Source organism: Nitrospira sp. CMX1, assembly GCF_054902215.1.
Map to the genome: position 1 here is coordinate 13,943 of NZ_JBUBKD010000045.1, position 22,683 is coordinate 36,625.

The window sequence follows — 22,683 nt, forward strand, 5'->3', positions numbered from 1 at the left end:
GGAGGTTGCTATGTATCCATGAAAATAAAGTTAGCGGGGCGTTAAACTTAACGTAGACTGTCGCCTTTTGCGACAAAGGTTCGGTGTCTCCTGTAGCGAAGGGCGACTCTTGTCGATTGTTGGTCTTCTCGGTTCGCGGAACCAGTGAATTTCAAGGGCTGAATGTTAGGTTCTCTTGACCTGCCCTGCGGTTCCATCCTTGCAACCTTCGCGGACCGATTGGTCAAGAGATGATCCATGTCTGTTTTCTGTATCAAGATGAGGGTGTTGTTTCGACAATGAATCGAGAGGCATAGCAACAAAAATGAAATCACCATGGTGCATGGCAGGTATTGTCCTGTGGGTTCTTACGATCACGGTTCTGGGATGGTCCTTCATCAATGGATGGACCGCGAAAGGAAGCGACGGGCGCACAGACATCCTGGTGGATCCGGCTGAGCGTGATCAGATACTGGCGGAAATGCGGCAACTGCTGAAAGCAGTGGATGGTGTCATCAGAGAGTTGGGAGAGTCAGAACCTGATCGGAAACGAATGGAATCGGCAGCCAGAGGTGGCGGGATGCACATGGCCGAGGACGTGGAGCCGGCACTCATGGTCAAGCTGCCGCTGCCGTTTAAACAGATGGGCATGTCGATTCACAAGGACATGGATGCGCTAGCCGATGCGATCAAACAAAACGAGACTCCTCAACAGATCTTGAAACAGTTATCGAGCATGACAGCACGATGCACGGCTTGTCATGACATGTACAGATTCAAAGCGGGCGAGTAGCCGGCAGCGATTCGCGTCCAGCTATCGAAGTGCAGAAGAACCTCGGACCGTCTGCGAATCCTTTTCCGTGGAATGCGATCTGTCTCGCCGATATGGGGGATACGGGGGTGGCCTTTGCGGCACTGCCCCAGATGCCTCCGTGCAACGTCACCTGGGCGAAGAAGGGCAAGTGGGTTCATCCGGCCAAGATCGCCCTTGAGAAGTATGTTTTGATGAAAATGAAACGGGGCGTCAGCGAGCCCTTCTTTGAGAAGGCAATCCTTGATTGCCACGGAGATCGGCAAGCGCGAAGTCGTCGGATAACGGCCCTTTCTCGCCCGAATCTTTTTCTCGGCCCGTGCCTCACATAGGCAAGAGGAAAGGAGGGCCGCATGAAACTCAACGAACAGCTCCGATTCATCGCAGGTGTGTTTGTGCTGATCGCAGTGATCTTGGGTGCGACCGTCCATCCTTATTGGAACTACTTCGCTGCCTTTGTGGCGATCAACCTGATTCAATCGGCTTTTACCGGCTGGTGTCCCATGATGGCACTCTTGCGCAAGCTCGGGGTTCAAGAATAACCGGGTGCTTGTGAAAGGTGTTTGAGTGTCGGCATTTGGTGTGAGGACTATGCTCGAGCTGTAGTGGGCGAACCCTGAGTCCTGAGGAACACATCATGCCGATGAGATTCAAACCAATGAAACATATGCTCCTAGCGCTGCTGATCGTGACCGGGTGCGGGTCTAAGGAAGAACCGGCCGCGCCGGAGGTATCCGCCGTTCCACAGAAGACGATTCAGGCTGTAGTCGTAGAAGCCAAGTCGACACCGGTGCCGATTCGGGTTGAAGTGACCGGACAGGTTGCTCCAATTTACCAAGCCACGCTCTCCAGTCGTATCCAGGGAACCATCGACAAATTACTGGTTCGAGAAGGCACGAAGGTCTCCAAAAGACAGCTCTTGATCCAGCTAGATAGCCGAGACCTTCGGGCGGAGTTGGCGCGTGTGAACGCCGAGAGCGAGAATGCGAAAGCACATTTCGACCGGATGAGCCAACTGTATGCCCAAGATGCTGTCTCGAAACAGGAGATGGAGAATGCGACCAGGGCGTATCGCGTGGCGGAAGCAAGTCGCAACGCGGTGGAGGCTCAGCTCAGCTATACGAAGGTGAAAGCACCGTTCGATGGCATCATCACCGAGAAGAAGGTGGAAGCGGGAGAATTGGCTTCGCCAGGTCAGCCACTACTCAAAATGGAAGATTCCCTCCAACTTCGTCTGGAAGCCACGGTTGCAGAAGGAGATCTCAGGTCGGTTTCTCGAGGCGATAAAATCCCAGTCGTCATTGAGGCCTTAGGAGGACGAGAATTGATCGGCATAGTGAGCCAGATTCTGCCTGCCGGAGATCCTCACACCCATACCTTCATGGTCAAGGTCGATCTGCCAAGGATCGAAGGGCTGAGGACTGGAATGTTCGGCCGATTTCCTCTCCAGAAAGGTGTCACGCAAACCATTCTGGTTCCTGTGACCGCCCTGGTTGAGCGAGGCGAGCTCAGCAGCGTCTACGTGGTCGGATCGGATCAGGTCGCTCGCCTCCGATGGGTCAAAGTCGGGCGGAGGTTCGACAAGCAGGTTGAGATCCTGTCCGGCATTAGCGAGAGCGAACGGGTCTTGACGGACGGAAGTCGTGGGGTCGATGGAGCAGCCGTCCAAGTAAGAGTTGCGTGTTTCGAGTCTCGTGACGGAGGCGTTTCGAACTCCAAACTCGAAACAAGCAACGCTCAATCTAAGACCGGTCCGGTTTACGGAAGGGCGAGATACGAACGACGAAAGACGGTTGAGGCATGACGAACTATCGTCCAGGCTTGAGCGGTCGCATCGCCGCCCTCTTTATCGACAGCAAACTCACACCGCTCATCATGCTGGGCGTGCTGCTGCTGGGCCTGTTTGCGGTGGTCGGTACACCGCGGGAGGAAGAGCCACAGATCGTCGTACCGATGGCTGATGTCTGGCTGCCGTTTCCCGGCGCATCAGCCAAGGTCGTCGAAGAGCAACTCACCAAACCATTTGAACGGAAGCTCTCGGAGATCAAGGGGATCGAGTATGTCTATTCGATCTCACGACCAGGTGGTGCGCTGATCATCGTTCGCTTCTATGTCGGCCAACCAATGGAACAGAGTTTGGTTGATCTCTACGACAAGTTGATGGCGAACCAAGATCTCCTGCCGCCAGGCGCCGAACCGTTTCTGGTCAAACCGAAAGATGTCAACGATGTTCCCATCGTCACGCTGACGTTGTCGAGCGAACGCTATGGGGAGTTTGAGCTCCATCGGTTGGCCGAACAGGTCTTGGAAGAGGTCAAGAAAGTAGCCGGCACATCGGCTGGATTCATCGTGGGAGGGCGGCCGCGCGAGTTACGTATCCAGATCGATCCCACGAGATTGAAGGCCTACGGGCTGGCGCCGCTACAGGTCATGAACGTGGTGCGTGGCGAGAATCGCGCCTTGCCGACCGGTCGCTTCGACAGTCGCAATCAGAACTTTCTGGTCGAGACCGGCCGCTTCATCCGGTCACGTGAAGATCTAGAAGGGCTGGTTGTCGGCGTCAACGAGCAGCGACCGGTGTACTTGCGCCAGGTAGCGGAAGTGACGGACGGGCCGGCAGAGGCGACGAGTTATGTCTGGTTCGGCTTAGGCGCTGGAAGTGCCGGTGAAACGGTACAGGTGAAACGTGAAATGAAGGAGCCCATTTTTCATCTTTTCCCTTTCACTTCTCACGAGTCATCGGCCGTGACCGTTGCAGTTGCCAAACAAGCCGGTATGAATGCCGTGACCGTTGCCGCTGAAGTGATTCGAAAAGTCGATGAGATGAAAGGCATGGCTATTCCGTCGGACGTCCGTGTGACGGTGACGCGTGACTACGGAGAAACGGCCCAAGAGAAAGCCAACGAACTGCTCTGGCATCTCCTGATCGCCGTCGTTGCAGTGGTCGTCTTTCTCGGTGTGGCATTGGGGCCGAGGCCTGCCCTTGTCGTCTCGATTGCGATCCCTCTGACCCTTGCGCTCACACTCTTCACGTCGATGATGATCGGTTACACGATCAACCGGGTGACACTGTTTGCCCTCATTTTTTCCATCGGGATTCTCGTGGATGATGCCATCGTGATCGTTGAAAACACCTATCGTCATCTGACGATGCGACTCACGGCTCACCACGAAGCTTCCATCCGGGCGGTTGATGAGGTCGGGAATCCCACGATCTTGGCGACCTTCACGGTCATTGCCGCCCTTCTGCCGATGGCCTTCGTCTCCGGACTCATGGGTCCCTATATGAGGCCGATTCCCGTCAACGCTTCCATCGCGATGTTTTTCTCACTGCTGGTAGCGTTCATCGTGATCCCCTGGTTTTGCCAGACTTGTTATCGTCCCGGGGCCACCGTTTCGGGCGTCGACCATGAGGGCGATGAGCAAGGTCTGACGGCTCGGATCTACCGGCAGGTTCTTTCTCCGCTGCTGGCTCATCCGCTCCTTGCCTATGCGTTTCTGGCCGGAGTCGGGCTCTTGCTCATTGGATCAACCTTGTTGCTCTACACCCGCCATGTCGTGGTGAAAATGCTCCCCTTCGACAATAAGAGTGAGCTCCAGCTTGTCATTGACATGCCGGAAGGGACGACGCTCGAAGAGACTGCCCGAGTCACGCAGGCATTGGGACGCTATGTGAAGACAGTGCCCGAAGTGCGGGATTATCAGGCCTATGTCGGAACGGCCTCCCCCTTCAACTTTAGTGGACTCGTGCGTCACTACTATCTGCGGGAACAACCTCACGAGGCGGACATTCAGGTGAATCTCGTTGCGAAGCATGAGCGAACCGCTCAGAGCCATGAAATCGCCCAGCGGATTCGTCCACCGGTTCAAGAGATCGCTCGTGAATACGGAGCCAATGTAAAGATCGTCGAAGTGCCGCCGGGGCCGCCTGTGCAATCGGTGCTGGTGGCGGAAGTCTATGGGCCTGACTATAACAGGCAACTTGCCGTAGCACGGGAGATTCGAGGGTTCTTCAAATCCACCTCGGGAGTGGTCGATGTGGATGACTATATCGAGACGGATCAGGTGAAATATGTCTTCACCGTTGATCGTGCCAAGGCAGCCCTTGCCGGCATTTCTTCCGGCGAAATCGTCGACACGCTTCGCATGGCGCTCCAAGGAACAAAGGTCGGCCTCGTCCATATCCCGCGAGAGAAAAGTCCGGTCCAAATCGTGCTTCGCCTCCCGCTCGCTGAGCGGACGGGCCTTGAGCATCTCGGTGAGATCGGGTTGCGCACGAGTGCCGGAGGGATCGTGCAGCTGTCCGAACTGCTCACGGTCGAGCGAACGGTCCAAGACAAGGCGATCTATCACAAGAATCAAAAGCCGGTGGTGTACGTGGTTGCGGATGTCGGTGGTTCCGGGGCGGAGAAAGCCGAGAGTCCCGTATACGGAGTGCTGGGAGTCGGGAAAAAGCTGGAAGAGTTTCGCGTGGTAGAGGGGTATCAGATCGAGCAATACTATGCCTCGCAACCCTGGTCGGAAGAGAAGATCGCGATGAAGTGGGACGGTGAATGGCACATCACGTATGAAACATTTCGTGACATGGGGATCGCGTTTGCTGTGGCCATGTTGCTCATCTATCTCCTCATCGTCGGACAGTTCCAATCGTTCATCACGCCGGTGATCATCATGGCTCCTATTCCGCTCACGCTCATCGGTATTCTGCCAGGCCATTGGCTGACTGGGTCGTATTTCACGGCGACCTCAATGATCGGCTTTATCGCGCTCGCCGGCATCATTGTGAGGAATTCCATCCTCCTCGTCGATTTTATTCAGCTGCAAGAACGTGCGGGAGTGCCCTTATCGGAAGCCGTCGTCAAGGCAGGTGCCATTCGCACACGCCCCATTCTTCTCACTGCCGCTGCATTGATGGTCGGAGCCTTCGTCATCATTCTGGATCCCATCTTCCAGGGGTTAGCCGTCTCCTTGCTCTTTGGTGTCGGTGCCTCGACGCTGCTGACACTGGTCGTGATTCCTCTGCTCTACTACCATGTGACCAGAAAGTCGATTGCACCGCGCCTTCCCTCTGTTGGATCGATAGGCAAGGATCCTGCGCGGAGTTCCGAAGAAAGAAGTTCTCAACCGGTTCTTACCTAAGGCGGAAGCTGTCGCATTCTGCGCCAGTGGAAGATTTCCTTCTGTTGCAAGTCTCCCCTCTTTCAAGAACCTGCTCGGAGTTCTTGTCGTTCAACTCGCTAAGTTTTCTGTCAAAAGTCGGCAGAACGGAATTGAGTATCTCACCGGCTTCTTCCTTGCAATCCTAGCCAATCAGAAACAGGAATACAGTCATGCGGCTTTCCCATCGCATACGAGGAGGCTCCGTTGCCACAAGGCTGCTTGTGGTGCTCGTCTTTTTCCAGATTCTCTGCGGGATGTCTATTATATGGCCTGTCGAGGCAGAGGAGTTGAAGAGCAATTCTCATGAGCTGAAACTGAGTCTGCGCGAAGCGATTCAAGCGGCCGTCGACAACAACGTCAACGTACGATTGCTGAAAGAACGTATCGCGGCGGCGCAGGCTCAGGCCAACACGAGCTTGGGCGCCCTCTTGCCGAACGTGTCCGGTCACGTCAGCGGCCGGAATCAAACCGTGAATCTCGGTGCCTTCGGGCTTCCACCCGACCGCCTGTCAGGGCTGGGACTGAGGCGCAGCGTGACCGATCCCTTCGAAGTGTATGACGCGCGGGCAACCCTCGTGCAGAACATCTTCAGCCTCAGTCTGATCCAACGCTGGCGCGCGGCGAAGAGTGGCATCGACGTGGCGAATCTGGAGACGGAGGTTACCAAGCGCGACGTGATGGCGACCGTCGGCTTGTTGTACATCGAAGCGTTACGGGCCGACGAGGCAGTCAAGGCACGACAAGCGGACATCGAATTGGCTCAGCAACTCGTTAAACTGGCTAAAGACCGAAGGGCTGCCGGTGTTGCCACGGGGCTCGACGTGACGAGGGAAGAGGTTCAGCTGGAGAACGATCGGCAGCGTGTGCTCGTTGCTCAGAACGAACAAGAAAGTGCGAGGCTTAATCTGATCCGCACCCTCGGGATAGACTTCGATGTGCGATTGGTACTGACCGACGAACTACGATTCATCCCGCCTGAGCCGTTGCGTACAGAAGAGGCGCTGACGGTCGCGCGCCAACAGCGGTTGGAGTTACGGGCGCAAGAACAGCGGCAGCGATTGGCGGCTCTCAGCTTGAGCTCCGTCACCAGCGAACGGATTCCGTCCCTGTCGCTTGCCGGGGACTATGGGTGGATCGGCTTGAAACCGGAAGATGCGTTGGCCACTCGGTCGATCGGGCTGAACTTCTCCATCCCGATCTTTGACGGAGGTCAGCGGGAGAGCCGGATCTCAGAATCACGCAGCCGGGTTCGCCAGGAATCGATCCGCATGAAGGATGTCTCGGACCAAGTCACACTTGAAGTTCGGAACGCTCTGCTCACACTGGAGTCATCTACACAGCAGGTCGCCGTCGCGGAGAAAGGCTTGGAGCTGGCACTGAAGGAATTGACCTTTGCACGTGACCGGTTTACGGCCGGCCTGACGACCAACATCGAAGTGACGAATGCTCAAACGTCGGTCGCGCGGGCACGTGACAACCAGATCGAAGCCTTATTCCGCTTCAATGCTTCACGGATCAACCTGGCTCGGGCCAAGGGCGAAATCGAAAAGCTGTTCTAAGTGAGCATGATAGATGACGACCCCACGAAAACCGATCACCCTCGCTGCCCTGGCCGTCGTCCTCGCCGGAAGCGGCTACGTCGCGCTCGATCGGTGGGTCTTGAACCAAGGACTCCCTGACGGCCTGATTCAGGCGAATGGCCGTATCGAGGGTGATCATGTGACGGTGGCGAGTAAGTTCCCTGGTCGAATCACAGAACTGCTTGTGCGCGAGGGAGCGACGGTGACAGCGGGCCAGGTAGTGATCAGACTCGATGACGTTCAGACAAGAGCCAAAGTCGACCAAGCAAAGCACGCAGCCGAAGCGTTGGAAGCGCAGGTGCAGGGGGCCCATACGACCTTGGCCATCCTCAATCTGGATGTGCCGCTCGCGATTGAACGAGCTGATGCGCAGGTGGCTAAAGCGAAGGATGCAGTGGACAAGGCCCTTTCCGTGGAACGGGAGGCGCGCAGCGACGCCCAACGCTTCCGGGATCTCGCGGAGAAAGATGAGGCTTCAATCCAGCAACGGGATCAAGCCGCCCTACGATGGGAGGTCGCGCAGAAAGACATTGCCTCCTCGCGGTCTGCGCTCACGAAGGAGATGAAGGAACTTGCCCAGGCCGAATTAGGATGGAAGCGGATCCGCGCCAAAGAAGCCGAGGTCTCTGCGTTGGAGAGTCAACGCGACCAAGCCTATGCAGTCCTTGATGAAGTGGAAAGCGTGTTGAAGGATTTGACGATTACAGCCCCTACCAGTGGCACGGTCACCACTAGGATGGTTGATATGGGCGAAGTGGTTGCAGCAGGAGCACCGCTCCTCGAGTTGGTTGATCTCGACCACCTCTATCTCAAAGTTTATGTGCCGGAGGTGCAGATCGGGAAATTACGGCTGGATCTGTCGGCCCGTATCTTCACCGATGCCTTTCCCGAACAGCCCTTCGAGGCGATGGTGCGTTACATCGCATCAAAAGCCGAGTTCACGCCGAAGGAAGTTCAGACGCCGGATGAGCGAGTGAAACTGATCTATGCCGTGAAGCTTTACCTGAGAGAGAATCCAGACCATCGACTCACACCCGGCCTCCCGGCCGATGCGATCATTCGGTGGAAAGAGGATGTGGTTTGGGCGAAACCACGTTGACAGGACTGAGCAACGTGGACTGATGACTGAGATGCAACAGCATTACGGGCCTTCTATGCATTCATCTTCAACTCAGTCCTCAGTTCTCAGTCCCCAGCCTTCGGACACCATCGTCAAGGTGTCCGGATTTGTGAAGTACTACAAGAAACATGTGGCGGTTGGCGGGGTCGATCTTGAGATCAGGAAGGGTGAAATGTACGGTCTGATCGGGCCGGACGGCGCGGGCAAGAGCAGCCTCATGAAGGCGATTGCCGGCGTGTTGACCTATGATGAAGGCACGGTCGAAGTCTTCGGGACGAAGGTCGACTCGGAACGTGCTGCGGAGCGCGTGAAACAACGAATCGGATTTCTGCCGCAAGGGTTGGGGCTGAATTTATACCCTGACCTCTCCGTCGAGGAGAACATCGACTTTTTTGCGCGGCTCAGACTGGTGCCGGAGCCCGATCTTAGTAAGCGAAAGATCAGGTTGCTTGCCATGACCCGCCTCGACAAGTTCCGCGATCGAGCGATGAAGAATTTGTCTGGAGGCATGAAGCAAAAGCTGGGACTGATCTGCACCCTCATCCACGAGCCGGAGCTGGCGATTGTGGATGAACCGACGACCGGTGTCGATCCAGTCTCGCGTCGAGATTTCTGGGCCATCTTGGCGGAGTTGCTGCAAGAGAAAGGGATGACTGCACTGGTCTCCACAGCCTACATGGACGAAGCCGCTCGGTTTCACCGACTCTCGTTTCTCTCGAATGGAAAGGTACTGGTCTCCGGGACTCCCACGGAAGTGCAAGCGCTGGTTCCGGGGTCGCTGGTGACCTTTGAAGCGACTCCGCAGCTGCATGCGCTCGCTCGTCTCAAGCAAACGTACCAACAGGTCGAGGCGCTAGGTCCCAGACTCCATGTGCTTACGAAAGACCTCGATCACACTCAGGCCGTGAAGCACATCGAGGCAAGCCTTGGTGATATCAAGCCCAATCAGGTGCAGGTGGACGATCCTGAATTGGAAGATGTCTTCGTCTCTCTTCTCCTGAGACAGGCTGAGAACCAGCAAATAGCTGAAATTCCCCCTGCAGCTAAGCGGATGGAAAATCACGGGCTCGCGATCGAGGCTCGCAAGCTTGTGCGTGACTTCGGTGCGTTCCGGGCCGTGGATCATGTGAACTTTCAGGTTAAGCAAGGTGAGATCTTCGGATTGTTGGGTGCCAACGGGGCAGGCAAGACAACCGTGATCAAAATGTTGAACGGCATCCTGCCGCCGACCGGAGGAGAAGGTTGGGTGGCAGGGGCGGATATGAAGACTGCGGGCAGTGCCATCAAGGAACGAATCGGCTATATGTCGCAAGCCTTCTCCCTCTATCTCGATCTGACCGTCGTGGAAAACATTCGTCTGTTTGCCGGGATCTATGGACTGGACGGCAAGGCGACAGACCAGCGGCTTGAATGGATTGAGTCGATGGCCGGCTTGAAAGGATATGAGTCGAGCTTGACCGGCCGATTGCCGATGGGAGTCCGGCAGCGATTGGCGCTCGGATGCGCACTGGTGCATCAACCCCTCGTGTTGTTCCTCGATGAACCGACATCCGGCGTCGATCCGGTCGGCCGTCGGCACTTCTGGGACATCCTGTCGAAGCTGGCGCGGGAAGATGGAGTCGCGATCCTCGTGACCACCCATTATATGAGCGAAGCGGAACATTGCGACCACCTCGCGCTGATGTATGCGGGCCGGATCGTGGCGGAAGGCTCTCCGGCGGACATGAAGGGGCAAGTTGAGAAGGAGGCGGGACAGATTCTCGAGGTCTCGACGGATCAACCGGGGACGGCCTTGCGGCGAGTGACGCGAGAAGGGTTTTCCGGGGCTGCGCTCTTTGGAAACAAGATCCATCTGCTCTCGCCTGACCCTCCCCGGGATGCAGCGCGGATTCGTGCGGCGTTGTCATCAGACGGCGTTCATGTCGAGCGCGTTGCGTCGCGTCCCCTTAGTCTTGAAGACGTGTTCGTGCATCGTGTCATGGAGTTGGAGCGCCGGGAGGGAGCGGAGGTGAAAGGAGAGACGGCGTGAATCTCCGGCGCATGCTGGCCGTGTCGTCCAAAGAGTGGCGTGAAGTGACCCGCGATCGGATGTTTCTGCTCCTGGCTTTTTGCATGCCGGCCGTGTGGATGTTTGTGTTCGGCTATGGCCTTGTCCTGGACGTGGAAGACATCTCCTTCGTGGTAGTGGATCATGATCACAGTTCACTGAGCCGGGACTACCTGTACCGCTTTTACCAATCGCGGTATTTCAGCTTTCAAGGAGAACTCGCGGGTGAAGGGGAAGCCGATGCCTGGTTGCAAAGCGGAAAAGCACGGGCTGTGGTTATTTTGCCGGAGAAGTTCCAAGAGCGCCTCCTGTCGGGACGGTCGGCCGACGTCCAGACCCTCATCGACGGCACGTTCCCTCTTCGTGCGGATATTACCAAGGGCTACGTCATCGCGATCAACAATGCGTTCAATATGGAGCTGCTGGCGGATCATCTGGGGCGAACCGAAGGTCTGTCGCGCGACGAGGCGATTCGGCGCACGCGGCCGCTTGGGCTCGAAGTGCGGTATCTCTACAATGAAGAGGTCCGCAGCACGTGGTCGACCGTGCCCGCGCTCATCATGTTTTCACTCATGGTCTCGTCTCCTCTGTTAACCGCGCTCGGTTTGGTTCGGGAGAAAGAAACCGGCTCGATCTACAACATCTACAGCGCCACGGTCAGCCGGATGGAGTTTCTGGTCGGCAAACTGGTCCCATACGTCATGATCTCCGCCGTCAATGTCGTGCTCCTGTGGCTGATGGCCGTTTTCCTGTTTGCCGTGCCGTTTAAGGGCAGCCTCTTGTTATTCATGACGACGTCCGTTCTGTTCGTACTGACGAGTACCGGAATCGGCCTTGTCGTGTCTTTACTGGTGAGCACGCAGCAGGCTGCACTGATCATCACGGTGGTGGTGAGTACGGTCCCCACGATCCTCTATTCCGGGCTGATCGTGCCGGTGTCGTCGCTCGGCTCTGCTTCGCAAGTACAGGCCCATCTGTTTCCCGGCATGTATTACACCAACATCGTCAGAGGAACGTTCCTGAAGAATGTCGGTCCCGCGGTCTTATGGACGGATGTCCTCGCCCTCGCCGTCTACGCGGCGGTGCTTGGAACCATCGGTTATCGGTTGTTCACCAAGAGGCCGAACGTATGAGAGCGTCCGATCGCCTCATTGTCTGGTGTCGACGGCTCGCCGTGATGACTCACAAAGAGCTGCTACAGTTGTTCCGCGACATCCCGCTCATGGGATTTCTCGTCTATTCGTTCACGCTCTCCGTGTACGTCACCGGAAACGGCATTCAGACGCAACTGAAGAATGCCGGGCTGCTGGTATCCGATGCCGATCAAAGCGCTTCATCGCGTGAGTTGATCTCTCGGTTTCACCCCCCGTATTTCCGTTTCGACGGCGAGCTATCCCATCCGAACGACGGACTGTTACGACTGGACCGTGGACGGTCCATGATGGTGTTGGATATTCCCGTCCGCTTCCATGAGGCGTTGATCGCAGGGGAGCCGACCGCAGTGCAATTGCTCGTCGACACGACAAACTCGCCGCAAGGGCTTTCGGCCGCCGGCTACGCTGCTCGTATCGTGGGGCAGTTCAGTCAAGAACTGATCATGACGCGAAATGGCCGGACGAGCTCGTCATCGGCAACTGTGCCGATGATCCTGAGCGACCATCGCGTCTGGTTCAATCAAGACCAGAACGAAACATGGTTTGAGTCCATCTCGCACCTCTTGCGGATGATCACGATTTTTGCGGTGTTGTTGCCGGCAGCGGCGTTGGTGCGGGAGAAAGAGCGGGGCACGGTGGAGCAACTTCTGGTGTCGCCGCTGACCCCGGTGCAAATTATGTTACCCAAAGTCGTGGCAATGACGTTGGTCATTCTGGGCGCGACGGCGGTGGCCTTGTTCGGAGTCATGCTCCCGATATTCGGCGTGCCGGTCAGAGGAAGCATGGCATTGCTGTTCTTCTTGACGGCTCTCTTCATCGTGGCCACAGCGGGGATAGGGGTGTTTGCATCGACCGTCACGAAAAATCAGGCGCAGGTGGGGATGATGACGTTACTCGTGGTTGCGCCGATGCTCTTGCTGTCCGGGATCTTCACGCCGCTGGAAACGATGCCTGTCTGGGTGCGCTATCTGATGGCACTGTCTCCGCTCCGATATTTCATAGAAATCGCGACCGGCATCCTGTTGAAAGGCGTCGGGCTCGAGATGCTCTGGAGTCAGACCTTGGCGATGGTGGCGCTAGGAAGCTCGCTGTTCGGCTTCGGCCTGTGGCGGTTCCGGAAACAGTTTCAGTGAGTAGAGTGAATAGTCGTGGGGATAAGGTGGAAAGACGGGGTGATGTTTTCCATACGGCTGGCCGGAGCCGGGGCGTTGGCCTTTGTTATCCGTGATTGCTTTACCCATGCTGGTCGTCCCGGGTTCGGGTTAGCCATTAGTATGTCGCGTGCTTGAATCGCTCAACTCAGGAACGTGCAATGGAGGTGATGATGGATAAGATCAACCATAAGCAGAAACTGAAGCACCTCTACCAACCCTCGGCTAAAGAAGTCGCTGAGGTCGACGTGCCATCAATGAATTTCCTCATGATCGACGGTCAGGGTGATCCCAATACCTCCAAGGCCTATGCGGATGCGGTGGAAGCGCTGTTCGCCGTTGCGTATGCCGTGAAGTTCATGATCAAGAAAGGTCCTTCGGCCATAGACTATGGTGTCATGCCGCTGGAGGGGCTGTGGTGGACCGACGACATGGCCAAGTTCTCCACGGCAGACAAGGCGAAATGGAAATGGACAGCAATGATCATGCAACCGCCACCCGTCACCAAAGGGTTCATAGAAAAAGCCATCGTCGATGTGGGCAAGAAGAAGAAACTCAGCGCGCTGCCGGATCTACGATTCGAAGAATTGGCAGAAGGCAAGTGCGCGCAGATTCTCCATGTCGGCCCGTTTTCCGAAGAAGGCCCGACGATCGAGCGCGTCCATCAGTTCATTCAATCACGGGGAGGCAAGCTAATTGGAAAGCACCACGAAATCTATCTGAGTGATATTCGAAAGGCCGACGCGAAGAAGTGGAAAACTGTGGTTCGACAACCCTTCGCGCTTGCGAAGTCGATATAGCGTTTAGGAATATGGTGGTCTTGGAAGCGGTTTATAGAGGCGAGCGAATTGCTGTATGAATGCGGATCGATTGAGCATTCACCTGTATCTCGTCAATGCGGCCTATTGGCGGCATCCAGGTGCTTGTTGTATTAACTTCTTGCTACGCTCTGAAAGAACTGCGGCCACTGGAACCCGCTCGTTGTGAGGGCATGACGATGTTGAAGCAGATCGGCTATGGGATCGTCTTGTAGGTCATCATTCCCTTGTGTGACATAGACGAGGCATCGGTCAAACATTGGTGGCCGAAGAAGGGCAATGGAGAACTCTGGGATTTGACGAAGGATCGATCAAGCTCACACCATCCACGATGATATCGTAGGCATGCCACCGGCCTTCCTTGATGAGGAGGCGATAGTCCATGGGAATGATCGTCTTGTCCGGACGGAGCTCCGTTCGGACAGGTACACTACTTGCTGTCCGCTCTAACCTTCAATCTTTTCGGCGTATCGGTCGGAGAGGAACCGTTTGAAGAGCTCGACAAACTTTACACACCGGACCTTGATGAGCGGAACACACTCAGTGGCCAGGCCCGTTTCGACATCTCAGCATAATCACATCTGCCAGCGATCACCTCTTCCAACATGCGGCGGCGAGGTATGAACTTGGCCGGATCTTTCAGTGCCGGATCTTCGAGAATACTGATAATCCGAGTGACTGTTCCGCAGACTGCTTCGGTCAGGGACTCTGAGCCTTATGGTACGGCGTCGAGGGAGACGAGCCAGATCAGCACGACACCTACGGTATCGTAAAGAACCGGTCGTCGATCCACGACGGCCAGCATACTCACCCTCCCAACCCTCCTGTCACGGCTGCCGCTTCTTCGCTCGAGTCATCAATACAGCACAAACGTCACTTTCAGATCCACGCGATACGAAGTGACCTGGTTGTTTTCCACTACGACATGTTGCTCTGCCACCCAAGCCGACTTGATCCCGTGGACGGTCTTGGATGCTTTGGCGATTCCTTGAACGATGGCATCCTCGAAACTCGTGGGCGATTCGGAGCTGATCTCGATGATCTTGGCAACGGACATAAAAATCCCCCCTTCCCCTCATACGCATGTGTGCGGTTGACCACCATTCATCTCTGATACGAATCCATGATCATGCATTCAGCAAGGACGGCGCCACAACCTGCCGCTTCGGCAACAGTGCATTTGAGCAATATCTCAGAGAGTTAGACGGGATGAGGAAAATGCGCGCTGCGCGGATTGGGGAACTCTGCTACAAGGGAAACCGATCACCTGTGGCGATAGCGGCACATAATGCCTCGCTCGCTTCCCACATCACGTACCCGCGACGATGCGGATGGGGCTTCTTCAGACTTGCCCCGGACTTGTTTGTGAGATAGGGCCGGCTATGTGTCAGCGGTGTGTGACGGGTCGAAGTGACGGGGCCAGAGGAGCATGGTTCCCTTGGTCCCGCCATTCGAGACACCGTGCCCCCTGCATCTGATGTCCTGAACGAACAGTCGGCAGAAGACCTGGCCACATTACGGCAAGGCGTTTCATGATTTTTTTGAACTCACCGGCGAAGAGGGTAGTTGTTGCGCAGGTGATCAGCGACCGGAGCCCTGGCGAAGTTCATGGTGGCGCAGCACCCCATTGGGAGAGCTGGGCTATGGAGAATTGCTGCGGCATCTCACCTTGTTCGCTGTCGCATCTTGCCTCATGAAGTCCCACGTTCCTGTAGATGTGTACCCCACGGGATGGTCCGGTCCGATGTTCCAGCTTGTCCTCTCCTAACCATGCCTGAGAATTCGTGAACAATCTGTCTATGGACAGTGTGGCACCGAGATTGCTCATGTTAAATAAGGCAGGAACTGTTCGCATTGTTTTCGAAAGAGGAGTATTGCCATGAAAGTCACCCTCAGCATCATCAAAGCCGATATCGGTTCGATCGGGGGCCATATCTGTCCCTCCCGGCAACTGTTGGAAACTGTTCAGCGCTATGTGGCCCAGCATAGCTCGATGTTGATTGACCACTATGTCAGCAGTACGGGTGACGATATCGCGATCTTAATGAGTCATCGACATGGGGTGGGGTACGAGCCCGTTCATAAGCTGGCGTGGGACGCGTTCCTTGCGGGAACCGAAGTGGCCAAGCAGCAGGGGCTGTACGGGGCCGGTCAGGATTTGTTGAAAGACGCTTTTTCCGGCAATGTGCACGGAATGGGACCGGCCGTGGCGGAGATGGAATTCAACGAGCGCCCGAATGAGCCTTTTCTATTCTTCGCCGCCGACAAGACCGATCCCGGTGCCTTTAATCTCCCGTTGTACCTGGCCTTTGCCGACCCCATGAACACCCCGGGGTTGATGTTGGCGCCCAACATGGCGCAAGGCTTCCGGTTCGTCATCATGGATGTGAATCATACTGAAGGAGATCGGATCATCGAGCTCAGTGCTCCGAAAGAATTGTACGAGATCGCCGCACTGCTGCGGGACACCGAACGGTACGTCGTCGAATCGGTGTGGTCCGCCTCCAGCGGCGAGCAAGCCGTGGTGGCCTCCACTTCACGGTTGCATAACATTGCCGGGAAGTACACCGGCAAGGACGATCCCGTGATGCTGGTCCGGGTACAGAAGGATTTTCCAGCGACGGGCGAAGTCCTCGCGCCCTATGCGATCGGTTCCTATGTGGCCGGCGGCATGCGGGGCTCCCATCAGATGCCCTTGATGCCGGTCCCGCTGCAGTCGGGCATCAGCTACTTCGATGGTCCTCCGGTGATCACCTGTGCCGCGTTCGCCATGCACGACGGACAGTTCACGGAACCGGTGGATGCTTTCGCTCATCCCTTCTGGAACCGAGTACGTGACACAGTCTCCGACAAAGCCATCGCGATGCGACGCCAAGGTTTTTTTGGTGCGGCCATGCTGCCCATGGCGGAACTAGAGTATACGGGCATCATGGAAAATTTGAAGGCGCTGGAGCCGCGTTTCCACGTGCGGACCGATATGTGATCAACACGAGGGATGCCCTGTGCCAGGTTTGACCTTATAGTAGGTGAGATGAAGAACGGGTTGGGGTGGTGTTCTATTTGCGAGCAGCCGTCTCTTGCAACGTGACTCCGGGAGACGGTATCTGCTCACACACACGAACCTAAAGGCATGAGGTGCACCTCATGCGATCAGCTTGCAGGGTCACCATCCGTTCGGTAGAGTAATAAGAGCATACGCTTCTAGCTTGACTCTCCATTGATCCACTTCAGAAGGAGACCCGATGTGGGCGCGTGACAAGGCTCTGTTGATCGGTTTGTTGCTTTGGTATCTGGCCCTCTCAGTCTGGGCGGCTCAGTCGCCGACCGATCTCCAGTTTTGGCTGATCTCGAGTCTGTTGCCGGCGGCGTTCGTTGTGGGGTTGATCGCGACGCATCGCCGGTTTCCGTTGTCCCATGCATCCTACACTCTCATCACTCTCTTTCTGACTCTCCATGCGATTGGAGCTCATTACACCTATGCCCAAGTCCCGGTCGGTCAGTGGGTGGATCAGGTGTTCCATCTTGGTCGGAATCATTTCGACCGAATCGTCCACTTCAGCTTCGGCTTTTTACTCGCCTACCCGATGGAAGAACTGTTCCGTTTGAGTGCAGAGGTGCGAGGCTGGCTGTTGTATTATTTACCGGTCATGACGGTTTTAGGATTGAGCGGACTCTGGGAAATCATCGAATCATGGGTGGCAAGTACCCTCCATCCGGAGCTGGGGATCACCTATCTGGGATCACAAGGAGATATCTGGGATGCTCAGAAGGACATTGCCGCCGCGCTCTACGGATCGTTGCTGTGTGTGACAATCCTTGCAGCCGTCCGCGTGATTCGAGGCACACGTCTGCCATCCCAGCCTCAGCCGGCTATCCTTGACTCATCCACGTAAATGAAGGGTGGTCTCCCAAGCCCCGGTCGGGCAGAGTCGAGAAGCATTTCTCTGCGCTCGGGACTTCTTCTCTGGTACGGACTGCTCTGGACCTGGTTGGCCATCGCCCCCGTCAATCGGAGAGATTGGCTCCTTGAGAATCTGCTCACGTTCGCTTTAGTGACACTGCTGACCCTGACTTACCGGCGGTTTCAGTTTTCAACTGTATCTTATTGTCTGATCACCGTCTTCATGACGCTCCACGCAGTGGCTGCACACTATACGTATGCCGAGGTGCCCTTGGGGTTTTGGCTCCAAGATCTGTTGTCGTTGAGCCGAAACCCCTTCGATCGAATCGTCCACTTCGCCTATGGCGCGCTCTTGGCCTATCCGGTGCGGGAGATCCTCATGCGTTCGGCCGGAGTGCGGGGCCTCTGGTCTTACTCTCTATCGGTCAGCGTGATTCTCGCCCAAAGCGGCCTGTTCGAAATCATCGAATCCGTCGTGGCAACTCTTGTAAGCCCCGAACTTGGTAATGCCTATCTCGGCACTCAAGGCGATGAGTGGGATGCGCAGAAGGACATGGCAGCTGCCGTTGGCGGTGGCGCGCTGGCCATGGGCTTGACCTTTGCCACATCGAAAGGCAGTGGGAAGTCGGCAATTCCCTCCACTCCGTAGTCATCCGCGTTTCAGAGCTGCTTCGTAATCCAGCGGCCATCCTCACCCCTGATCTGAGCAGGTTGTCCCTTCATGCCGCAGTGGTTGTCCTACTCTGCAGCAATCTCCACCAGCCTTTCTCATCGGACGTGAGCGTCCAGTTCCTCCTTCAACTTGTCCCGAAGACACACGCGCGCGCAGCGCACTCTTTCCGAGCATCCACGATGCGGGAAGGAAGTTATGGTACAGTGGCGACCCCATGAAGGTCTTTGTTCTCGGAGTTGGAGCGACCGGTTCCCTCCTGGTGAAGTTACTTGCTCGTCAGGGGCATCACGTCTCGTGTGGCGACCGAGATCCCGTCCGTGCGCGCGAGTTTCTCGGTGCGAAATCCCCGATTGCGGTTCAGCAGGTCAATGCGAGGAATCTCCGCAGTATCGTCAAGGCTGCCGGAGGATGCCACCTGCTCATCAATGCTTGTCCTGCCGTCTTCAACAACATCGTCATGCGCGCCGCTCTGAGCTTGGGAGCACACTACCTCGACACGGCCTCACACTTGCGAGCCGACCCCTTTCGACCGGAGCAGTTCCGCTTTGATCAACAGTTTCGGAAGAACAAGCAATGGGCGCTGATTCACGCAGGTGCTGCACCTGGCCTGACGAATCTCTTTGCGGTGCAGGCTGCTGCTCAGCTTGATCGAGTGGACAAGGTGGAGGTGCGGATCTTTGAAGAAACGGCGAGCGACGCTCCGGTGTCACAGTGGTCGGCGGAGTCCTCATTTGATGAAGCGGTCTCACGTCCCCGTATCTATCGCGAGGGTCGATTTCGCTACGGCCCTCGATTTGGAGAACGTGAACTCTTCCGGTTTCCCGGACCGATCGGTCGGGTCGGGGTCGTGCTGGCTGCACAAGATGAGGTCGTGACGATTCCGCGAACCCTTGGCCTGAAACAGATGGATGCGAAAATCGGAGGGATGGACATCGATCGTCTTCGGCGGTGGTATCGCCAGGGGAAATTGCGCCAGTCTCGAAGGCTCAGCCCGGTACGATTTCCTGCGACACCGACCCCAGCCGCGATGACGACATTGGTTCAGGAAGGAATCCTGCACAATGAGCGTTTTGCCCTGGCGGTCTTGGTATATGGGGACAAGCAGGGACGGTCGTGCCTTATCCGTTGGGATGCCCAGTTCCCCTCGATGTTCGAGCTGCGCCGACGAAGAATTTCATCGTCACCGATTGCCTGGGGCACTGCCCATCTAACGACCTTATTCGTGAAATGCATGCCGCATGAACTGACAGGAGTCTATGTTCCCGAGGCGTTACCCGCTACCGCTCGCAGGAATATTTTGCAGGCCGTTCGAAGGAGCGGGATCCGACTCACGCGAAAAGTCACCTCCCTGACTCGTGAATAACCTCGAGCCCTCACAAGAATGCACGAGTTGCTCCGGAGGGACAGGGGCGCGGTTGTGCTCCTCGGTGCCTGCCCTAATGGCGCAGCGCCTTAGGGCACCAATCAACATTGAAGCAGTTGTCAGGCAACGTTCGGCTGATGGCCCGGGTGAATGGCTAGGTCACCTTGTGAGGTTATCGAAGTAAGCTGACTGAAGATGATCACCAGAGGAAAGGGAGTGCGTATGGCGGCGGACGTCATCATGTGAAAAGGTACGAGTGTCGACCGCATCGCAACAGCAGAAGACACCCTAATCCGGTGAAAGGTCTCGGGGCTCTCGTGGACTTAACCCGCAATCAAATCTCTTTGGTGATCGACTTCCTCGACATGGAACAAGCTATTGAGCGCTTGGAAAAAGACATGGCAGAGCTTGCCCTGAGACAAAACAGCTTACGTCAGGAAGAGATCACCGAAGAGATCGAAGTCATCATGCTGAGTGCGGAAGTGTTAAAACAGCCGTGAGGATTGATTCGAAGGTTGTGCGCACATTAGCTTCATCCAGATCGACCACGCTCGCCATCGCTGTCCTGCGTTGAGTTATGCATCCGGTTGACCCGGTTCTGCTCCGCAGTTCCTTCTCATCCTGACATGGTCCGTGATCGGCCGTTCATCGAATCATGCCATGGCCTCTCCTCTTCAAGAGAGAATGGAAGGCACTCTCCACAGGGCACCAATCAACATTGAAGCAGTTGTCAGGCAACGTTCGGCTGATGGCCCGGGTGAACGGCTAGGTCACCTTGTGAGGTCACCGAAGTAAGCTGACTGAAGATGATTATCAGAGGAAAGGGGAGTGTGTATGGCGGTGGACGTCATCATTTGAAGACGGGCCAGGTTCGCTGTCTCGGATGTTCGCGATCGTTGACGACCTCTTATGAGGGACGCACAAAGAGATGGGGTTGAGCCGCGAGGTTCCTGGTGCTCGGCAGTGTGAGACCAGGATACCAGCCTACACCTCGATCATCTGAGATTCTGAACAGGGGGTCGTGCTCCCACGGTATTAGGCTCAGCTTGAGGACCCATTGATCGATAAATTCGTAAGGAGGACGTATGAACTGGCTCAAACTGGTCATGGCTGCAAGCTTGGTATGGACGGTACTGGCAGGCGGTGTCATGAGTTGGGCCGTCGCGGCCGAAGACGGGCACGTCAAGGCGGTCATCAAACACGCGAAGGAGGGGATTACCCACGAAAAGGAAACCATCAAACATTTGGAGGAGGCCTTCAAAGGCAGTGAAAATCCACACGCCATGGAGGCGCTCGAACATGCCAAGGAATCGCTGAGGCATGCGGAGATGGCTCTGGGTCATGCGGAAGAGGCCGAGCACCCCGCGAAAAAGCAGTAAAGCGTCGCACGCTGCACTCTCTCGGTCGAGACCCGACAGGTGAAGTGGGGGCGGGGTCACCAAGTGGTTCAATCCGATAAGGCGAAACATGCAGTCCCCGAACCAACCTGTGAGTGAGGCGTCCGAGTACGTCTGGCACAACCGAGTGGTGTGAGTCGCAGAAAGGAGTCAGTCATGAATAAGGTCTGGTTGTATCTGGTGGGGATGATCGTGGTCGCAGCCGTGTTGATTTTTGTCGCCATCACGGGGGTCAAGAGCACACATCCTACAGCCAGTGATCTGAGAACAGCATACGAGGAGACGAAGTGAAGGCCATAGGAACCAAGGAAAGGAGAGCTCTGATGAAGACTGGAACTACGAAACAGGTGACGGAGAAGAAATCGTTCATGATTCTTGGTCGAGGGGACAACGACCCATTGATCGTGACAAAGCCTGTCACGCGGAACAACCAGCCGTTCGATGATGTGAATGCTCGTATCTCGGCACGTGCTTACGAGCTGTACATGGAACGAGGGTGTCGGGAGGGATGGGCCGAGCAAGATTGGTTGGATGCCGAGCGGGAGGTACTGAGTCTCACCGTGCCGAGTTAGCACACGCATGAGTCCAGAAAGGAGGGGCACTATGCGTCCCATTTTTGTCAGTATCATTGTGGCGATGAGTCTTATGTGGGGTGGAGGGTTATTGTGTGTGAGTACGGCGAGTCAAGCTGAGGTTTCCCCACACCAACAGCTCACGACCACGGTCGAAAAGATCCAATCCGGTCTCATGTATTTCACGCCGACGGAACGCCTAGGGCATCGCGCGGTGAGCCTCCACAAAGCTGAGCGTATGGGGCTCGCCCAGGCCAAGGCGGGTGATGAGGTTATCCTGGTCATCGATGAGAGCAACCTTTTGATCGACGTGCACAGGAAAGACATTCCACCGGCAGGACATCACAACATCGATGGGAAACTCACCTATGCGGACCGGCTCTGGGAAGTCGTCGAGATCACGACTGCGGAAGGGAAGCAGACGTTCGCGGTAGATGACGCGACTGGCAGCAGGTTGGCTGTTCTGAAGGAAGGCCAACGTGTGCAGGTGGAGTTGAACGAGGACAATATGGTCGTTGATATCCACCCAATCCGCTGATTGTCTAGGCATGTCTGCAGATATGCCGATTGGCGTCGGAGTTCTCTCAAGATTAGGAGTTGCATCCTGTCACCGAGAGTATTCCGAACCAAGGAGGAGAGAGGAATGGTAGGCGCTTTAATGCAGCGGGCCACAAGGGCTTGCTGAGCGACAAGCGGCGGGACGGATGTCGGCGCATAGATAAGGAGGCTGAGGAGTGAGACGACTCAAAGGGGTGAGCGAAGGAGGGGATCATGCTGGTTCCATGAAGTACGTTCAATCGGTCTCGTAACGGCCAAGAAGATCAATTCCAAAACTGATGCGGCCGTGATGTAGTTCGACGCCCTCCTGTTGCTTCCCTTGCTGTGTTACTCAATTCAGACTCTGAAACAACTCCTTTCCGTTGGTGTAGACGGTGATCATCGTGAGCCATACTTATT

20 protein-coding genes and 2 pseudogenes are annotated in these 22,683 nt (G+C 56.1%); 20 read left to right on the forward strand and 2 right to left on the reverse strand.

Annotated features, from left to right (window positions below; all coding sequences use genetic code 11):
• Positions 1 to 322: 322 nt before the first annotated feature.
• From ACYX34_RS11465 to ACYX34_RS11515, 11 genes and pseudogenes are all read left to right on the forward strand, one after another.
• Positions 323 to 772, forward strand: coding sequence for a hypothetical protein (locus tag ACYX34_RS11465; RefSeq protein WP_462076698.1), 450 nt, complete (start codon positions 323 to 325; stop codon positions 770 to 772).
• A gap of 68 nt (positions 773 to 840) precedes the next feature.
• Positions 841 to 1,122: pseudogene (locus ACYX34_RS11470) on the forward strand (hypothetical protein); the annotation flags it as partial.
• A gap of 21 nt (positions 1,123 to 1,143) precedes the next feature.
• The gene (locus tag ACYX34_RS11475) at positions 1,144 to 1,332 is read left to right on the forward strand and encodes a YgaP family membrane protein (RefSeq protein ID WP_462076699.1); all 189 of its coding nucleotides are present in this window, start codon (positions 1,144 to 1,146) and stop codon (positions 1,330 to 1,332) included.
• Between the two features lie 95 nt (positions 1,333 to 1,427).
• Positions 1,428 to 2,594 (forward strand): efflux RND transporter periplasmic adaptor subunit, encoded by a 1,167-nt coding sequence (locus tag ACYX34_RS11480; protein WP_462076700.1) that lies wholly within the window; start codon positions 1,428 to 1,430, stop codon positions 2,592 to 2,594.
• Positions 2,591 to 5,929: an efflux RND transporter permease subunit gene (locus ACYX34_RS11485; RefSeq protein WP_462076701.1), complete on the forward strand. Its 3,339-nt coding sequence runs from the start codon at positions 2,591 to 2,593 to the stop codon at positions 5,927 to 5,929. The genes ACYX34_RS11480 and ACYX34_RS11485 overlap by 4 nt, the downstream gene beginning before the upstream one ends.
• 191 nt (positions 5,930 to 6,120) lie before the next feature.
• Positions 6,121 to 7,509 (forward strand): TolC family protein, encoded by a 1,389-nt coding sequence (locus ACYX34_RS11490; RefSeq protein WP_462076702.1) that lies wholly within the window; start codon positions 6,121 to 6,123, stop codon positions 7,507 to 7,509.
• Between the two features lie 13 nt (positions 7,510 to 7,522).
• The gene (locus ACYX34_RS11495; protein WP_462076703.1) at positions 7,523 to 8,629 is read left to right on the forward strand and encodes an HlyD family secretion protein; all 1,107 of its coding nucleotides are present in this window, start codon (positions 7,523 to 7,525) and stop codon (positions 8,627 to 8,629) included.
• 55 nt (positions 8,630 to 8,684) lie between these two features.
• Positions 8,685 to 10,679, forward strand: coding sequence for an ATP-binding cassette domain-containing protein (locus ACYX34_RS11500; protein WP_462076704.1), 1,995 nt, complete (start codon positions 8,685 to 8,687; stop codon positions 10,677 to 10,679).
• On the forward strand, positions 10,676 to 11,830 hold the full coding sequence (locus ACYX34_RS11505; RefSeq protein WP_462076705.1) for an ABC transporter permease: 1,155 nt from the start codon (positions 10,676 to 10,678) through the stop codon (positions 11,828 to 11,830). Before ACYX34_RS11500 ends, ACYX34_RS11505 begins: the two co-directional genes overlap by 4 nt.
• Positions 11,827 to 12,984, forward strand: coding sequence for an ABC transporter permease (locus ACYX34_RS11510; RefSeq protein WP_462076706.1), 1,158 nt, complete (start codon positions 11,827 to 11,829; stop codon positions 12,982 to 12,984). Before ACYX34_RS11505 ends, ACYX34_RS11510 begins: the two co-directional genes overlap by 4 nt.
• 191 nt (positions 12,985 to 13,175) lie before the next feature.
• Positions 13,176 to 13,802 carry a GyrI-like domain-containing protein gene (locus tag ACYX34_RS11515; RefSeq protein WP_462076903.1) on the forward strand — a complete coding sequence of 209 codons (627 nt, stop codon included), beginning with the start codon at positions 13,176 to 13,178 and terminating at the stop codon, positions 13,800 to 13,802.
• Between the two features lie 270 nt (positions 13,803 to 14,072).
• On the opposite strand, the pseudogene ACYX34_RS11520 reads toward ACYX34_RS11515, so the two are convergent.
• Together ACYX34_RS11520 and ACYX34_RS11525 are read right to left on the reverse strand one after the other, a co-directional pair.
• Positions 14,073 to 14,246 (reverse strand): annotated as a pseudogene (locus ACYX34_RS11520) (ABC transporter substrate-binding protein); the annotation flags it as partial.
• Positions 14,247 to 14,676: 430 nt separating this feature from the next.
• A complete protein-coding gene (locus tag ACYX34_RS11525) occupies positions 14,677 to 14,877 on the reverse strand; it encodes a dodecin family protein (RefSeq protein WP_462076707.1) in 201 nt (66 codons plus the stop codon).
• An 822-nt stretch (positions 14,878 to 15,699) separates the two neighbouring features.
• Between ACYX34_RS11525 and fbp the strand changes: the two genes are divergently transcribed.
• From fbp to ACYX34_RS11570, 9 genes are all read left to right on the forward strand, one after another.
• A complete protein-coding gene (gene fbp, locus ACYX34_RS11530) occupies positions 15,700 to 16,803 on the forward strand; it encodes a fructose-1,6-bisphosphate aldolase/phosphatase (RefSeq protein WP_462076708.1) in 1,104 nt (367 codons plus the stop codon).
• Positions 16,804 to 17,062: 259 nt separating this feature from the next.
• Entirely contained in the window at positions 17,063 to 17,713 is a 651-nt protein-coding gene (locus tag ACYX34_RS11535; protein ID WP_462076709.1) for a DUF2238 domain-containing protein, read from the forward strand.
• A complete protein-coding gene (locus tag ACYX34_RS11540) occupies positions 17,714 to 18,370 on the forward strand; it encodes a DUF2238 domain-containing protein (RefSeq protein WP_462076710.1) in 657 nt (218 codons plus the stop codon).
• Positions 18,371 to 18,608: 238 nt separating this feature from the next.
• Entirely contained in the window at positions 18,609 to 19,757 is a 1,149-nt protein-coding gene (locus ACYX34_RS11545; RefSeq protein ID WP_462076711.1) for a saccharopine dehydrogenase family protein, read from the forward strand.
• 317 nt (positions 19,758 to 20,074) lie between these two features.
• Positions 20,075 to 20,257: a hypothetical protein gene (locus ACYX34_RS11550; RefSeq protein ID WP_462076712.1), complete on the forward strand. Its 183-nt coding sequence runs from the start codon at positions 20,075 to 20,077 to the stop codon at positions 20,255 to 20,257.
• Between the two features lie 585 nt (positions 20,258 to 20,842).
• Positions 20,843 to 21,136, forward strand: a complete 294-nt coding sequence (locus ACYX34_RS11555; protein ID WP_462076713.1) for a hypothetical protein — start codon at positions 20,843 to 20,845, stop codon at positions 21,134 to 21,136.
• A 174-nt stretch (positions 21,137 to 21,310) separates the two neighbouring features.
• A complete protein-coding gene (locus ACYX34_RS11560; protein ID WP_462076714.1) occupies positions 21,311 to 21,445 on the forward strand; it encodes a hypothetical protein in 135 nt (44 codons plus the stop codon).
• Positions 21,446 to 21,477: 32 nt separating this feature from the next.
• Positions 21,478 to 21,726, forward strand: coding sequence for a DUF2934 domain-containing protein (locus ACYX34_RS11565; RefSeq protein ID WP_462076715.1), 249 nt, complete (start codon positions 21,478 to 21,480; stop codon positions 21,724 to 21,726).
• A 31-nt stretch (positions 21,727 to 21,757) separates the two neighbouring features.
• Entirely contained in the window at positions 21,758 to 22,264 is a 507-nt protein-coding gene (locus ACYX34_RS11570; protein WP_462076716.1) for a hypothetical protein, read from the forward strand.
• Positions 22,265 to 22,683 lie beyond the last annotated feature (419 nt).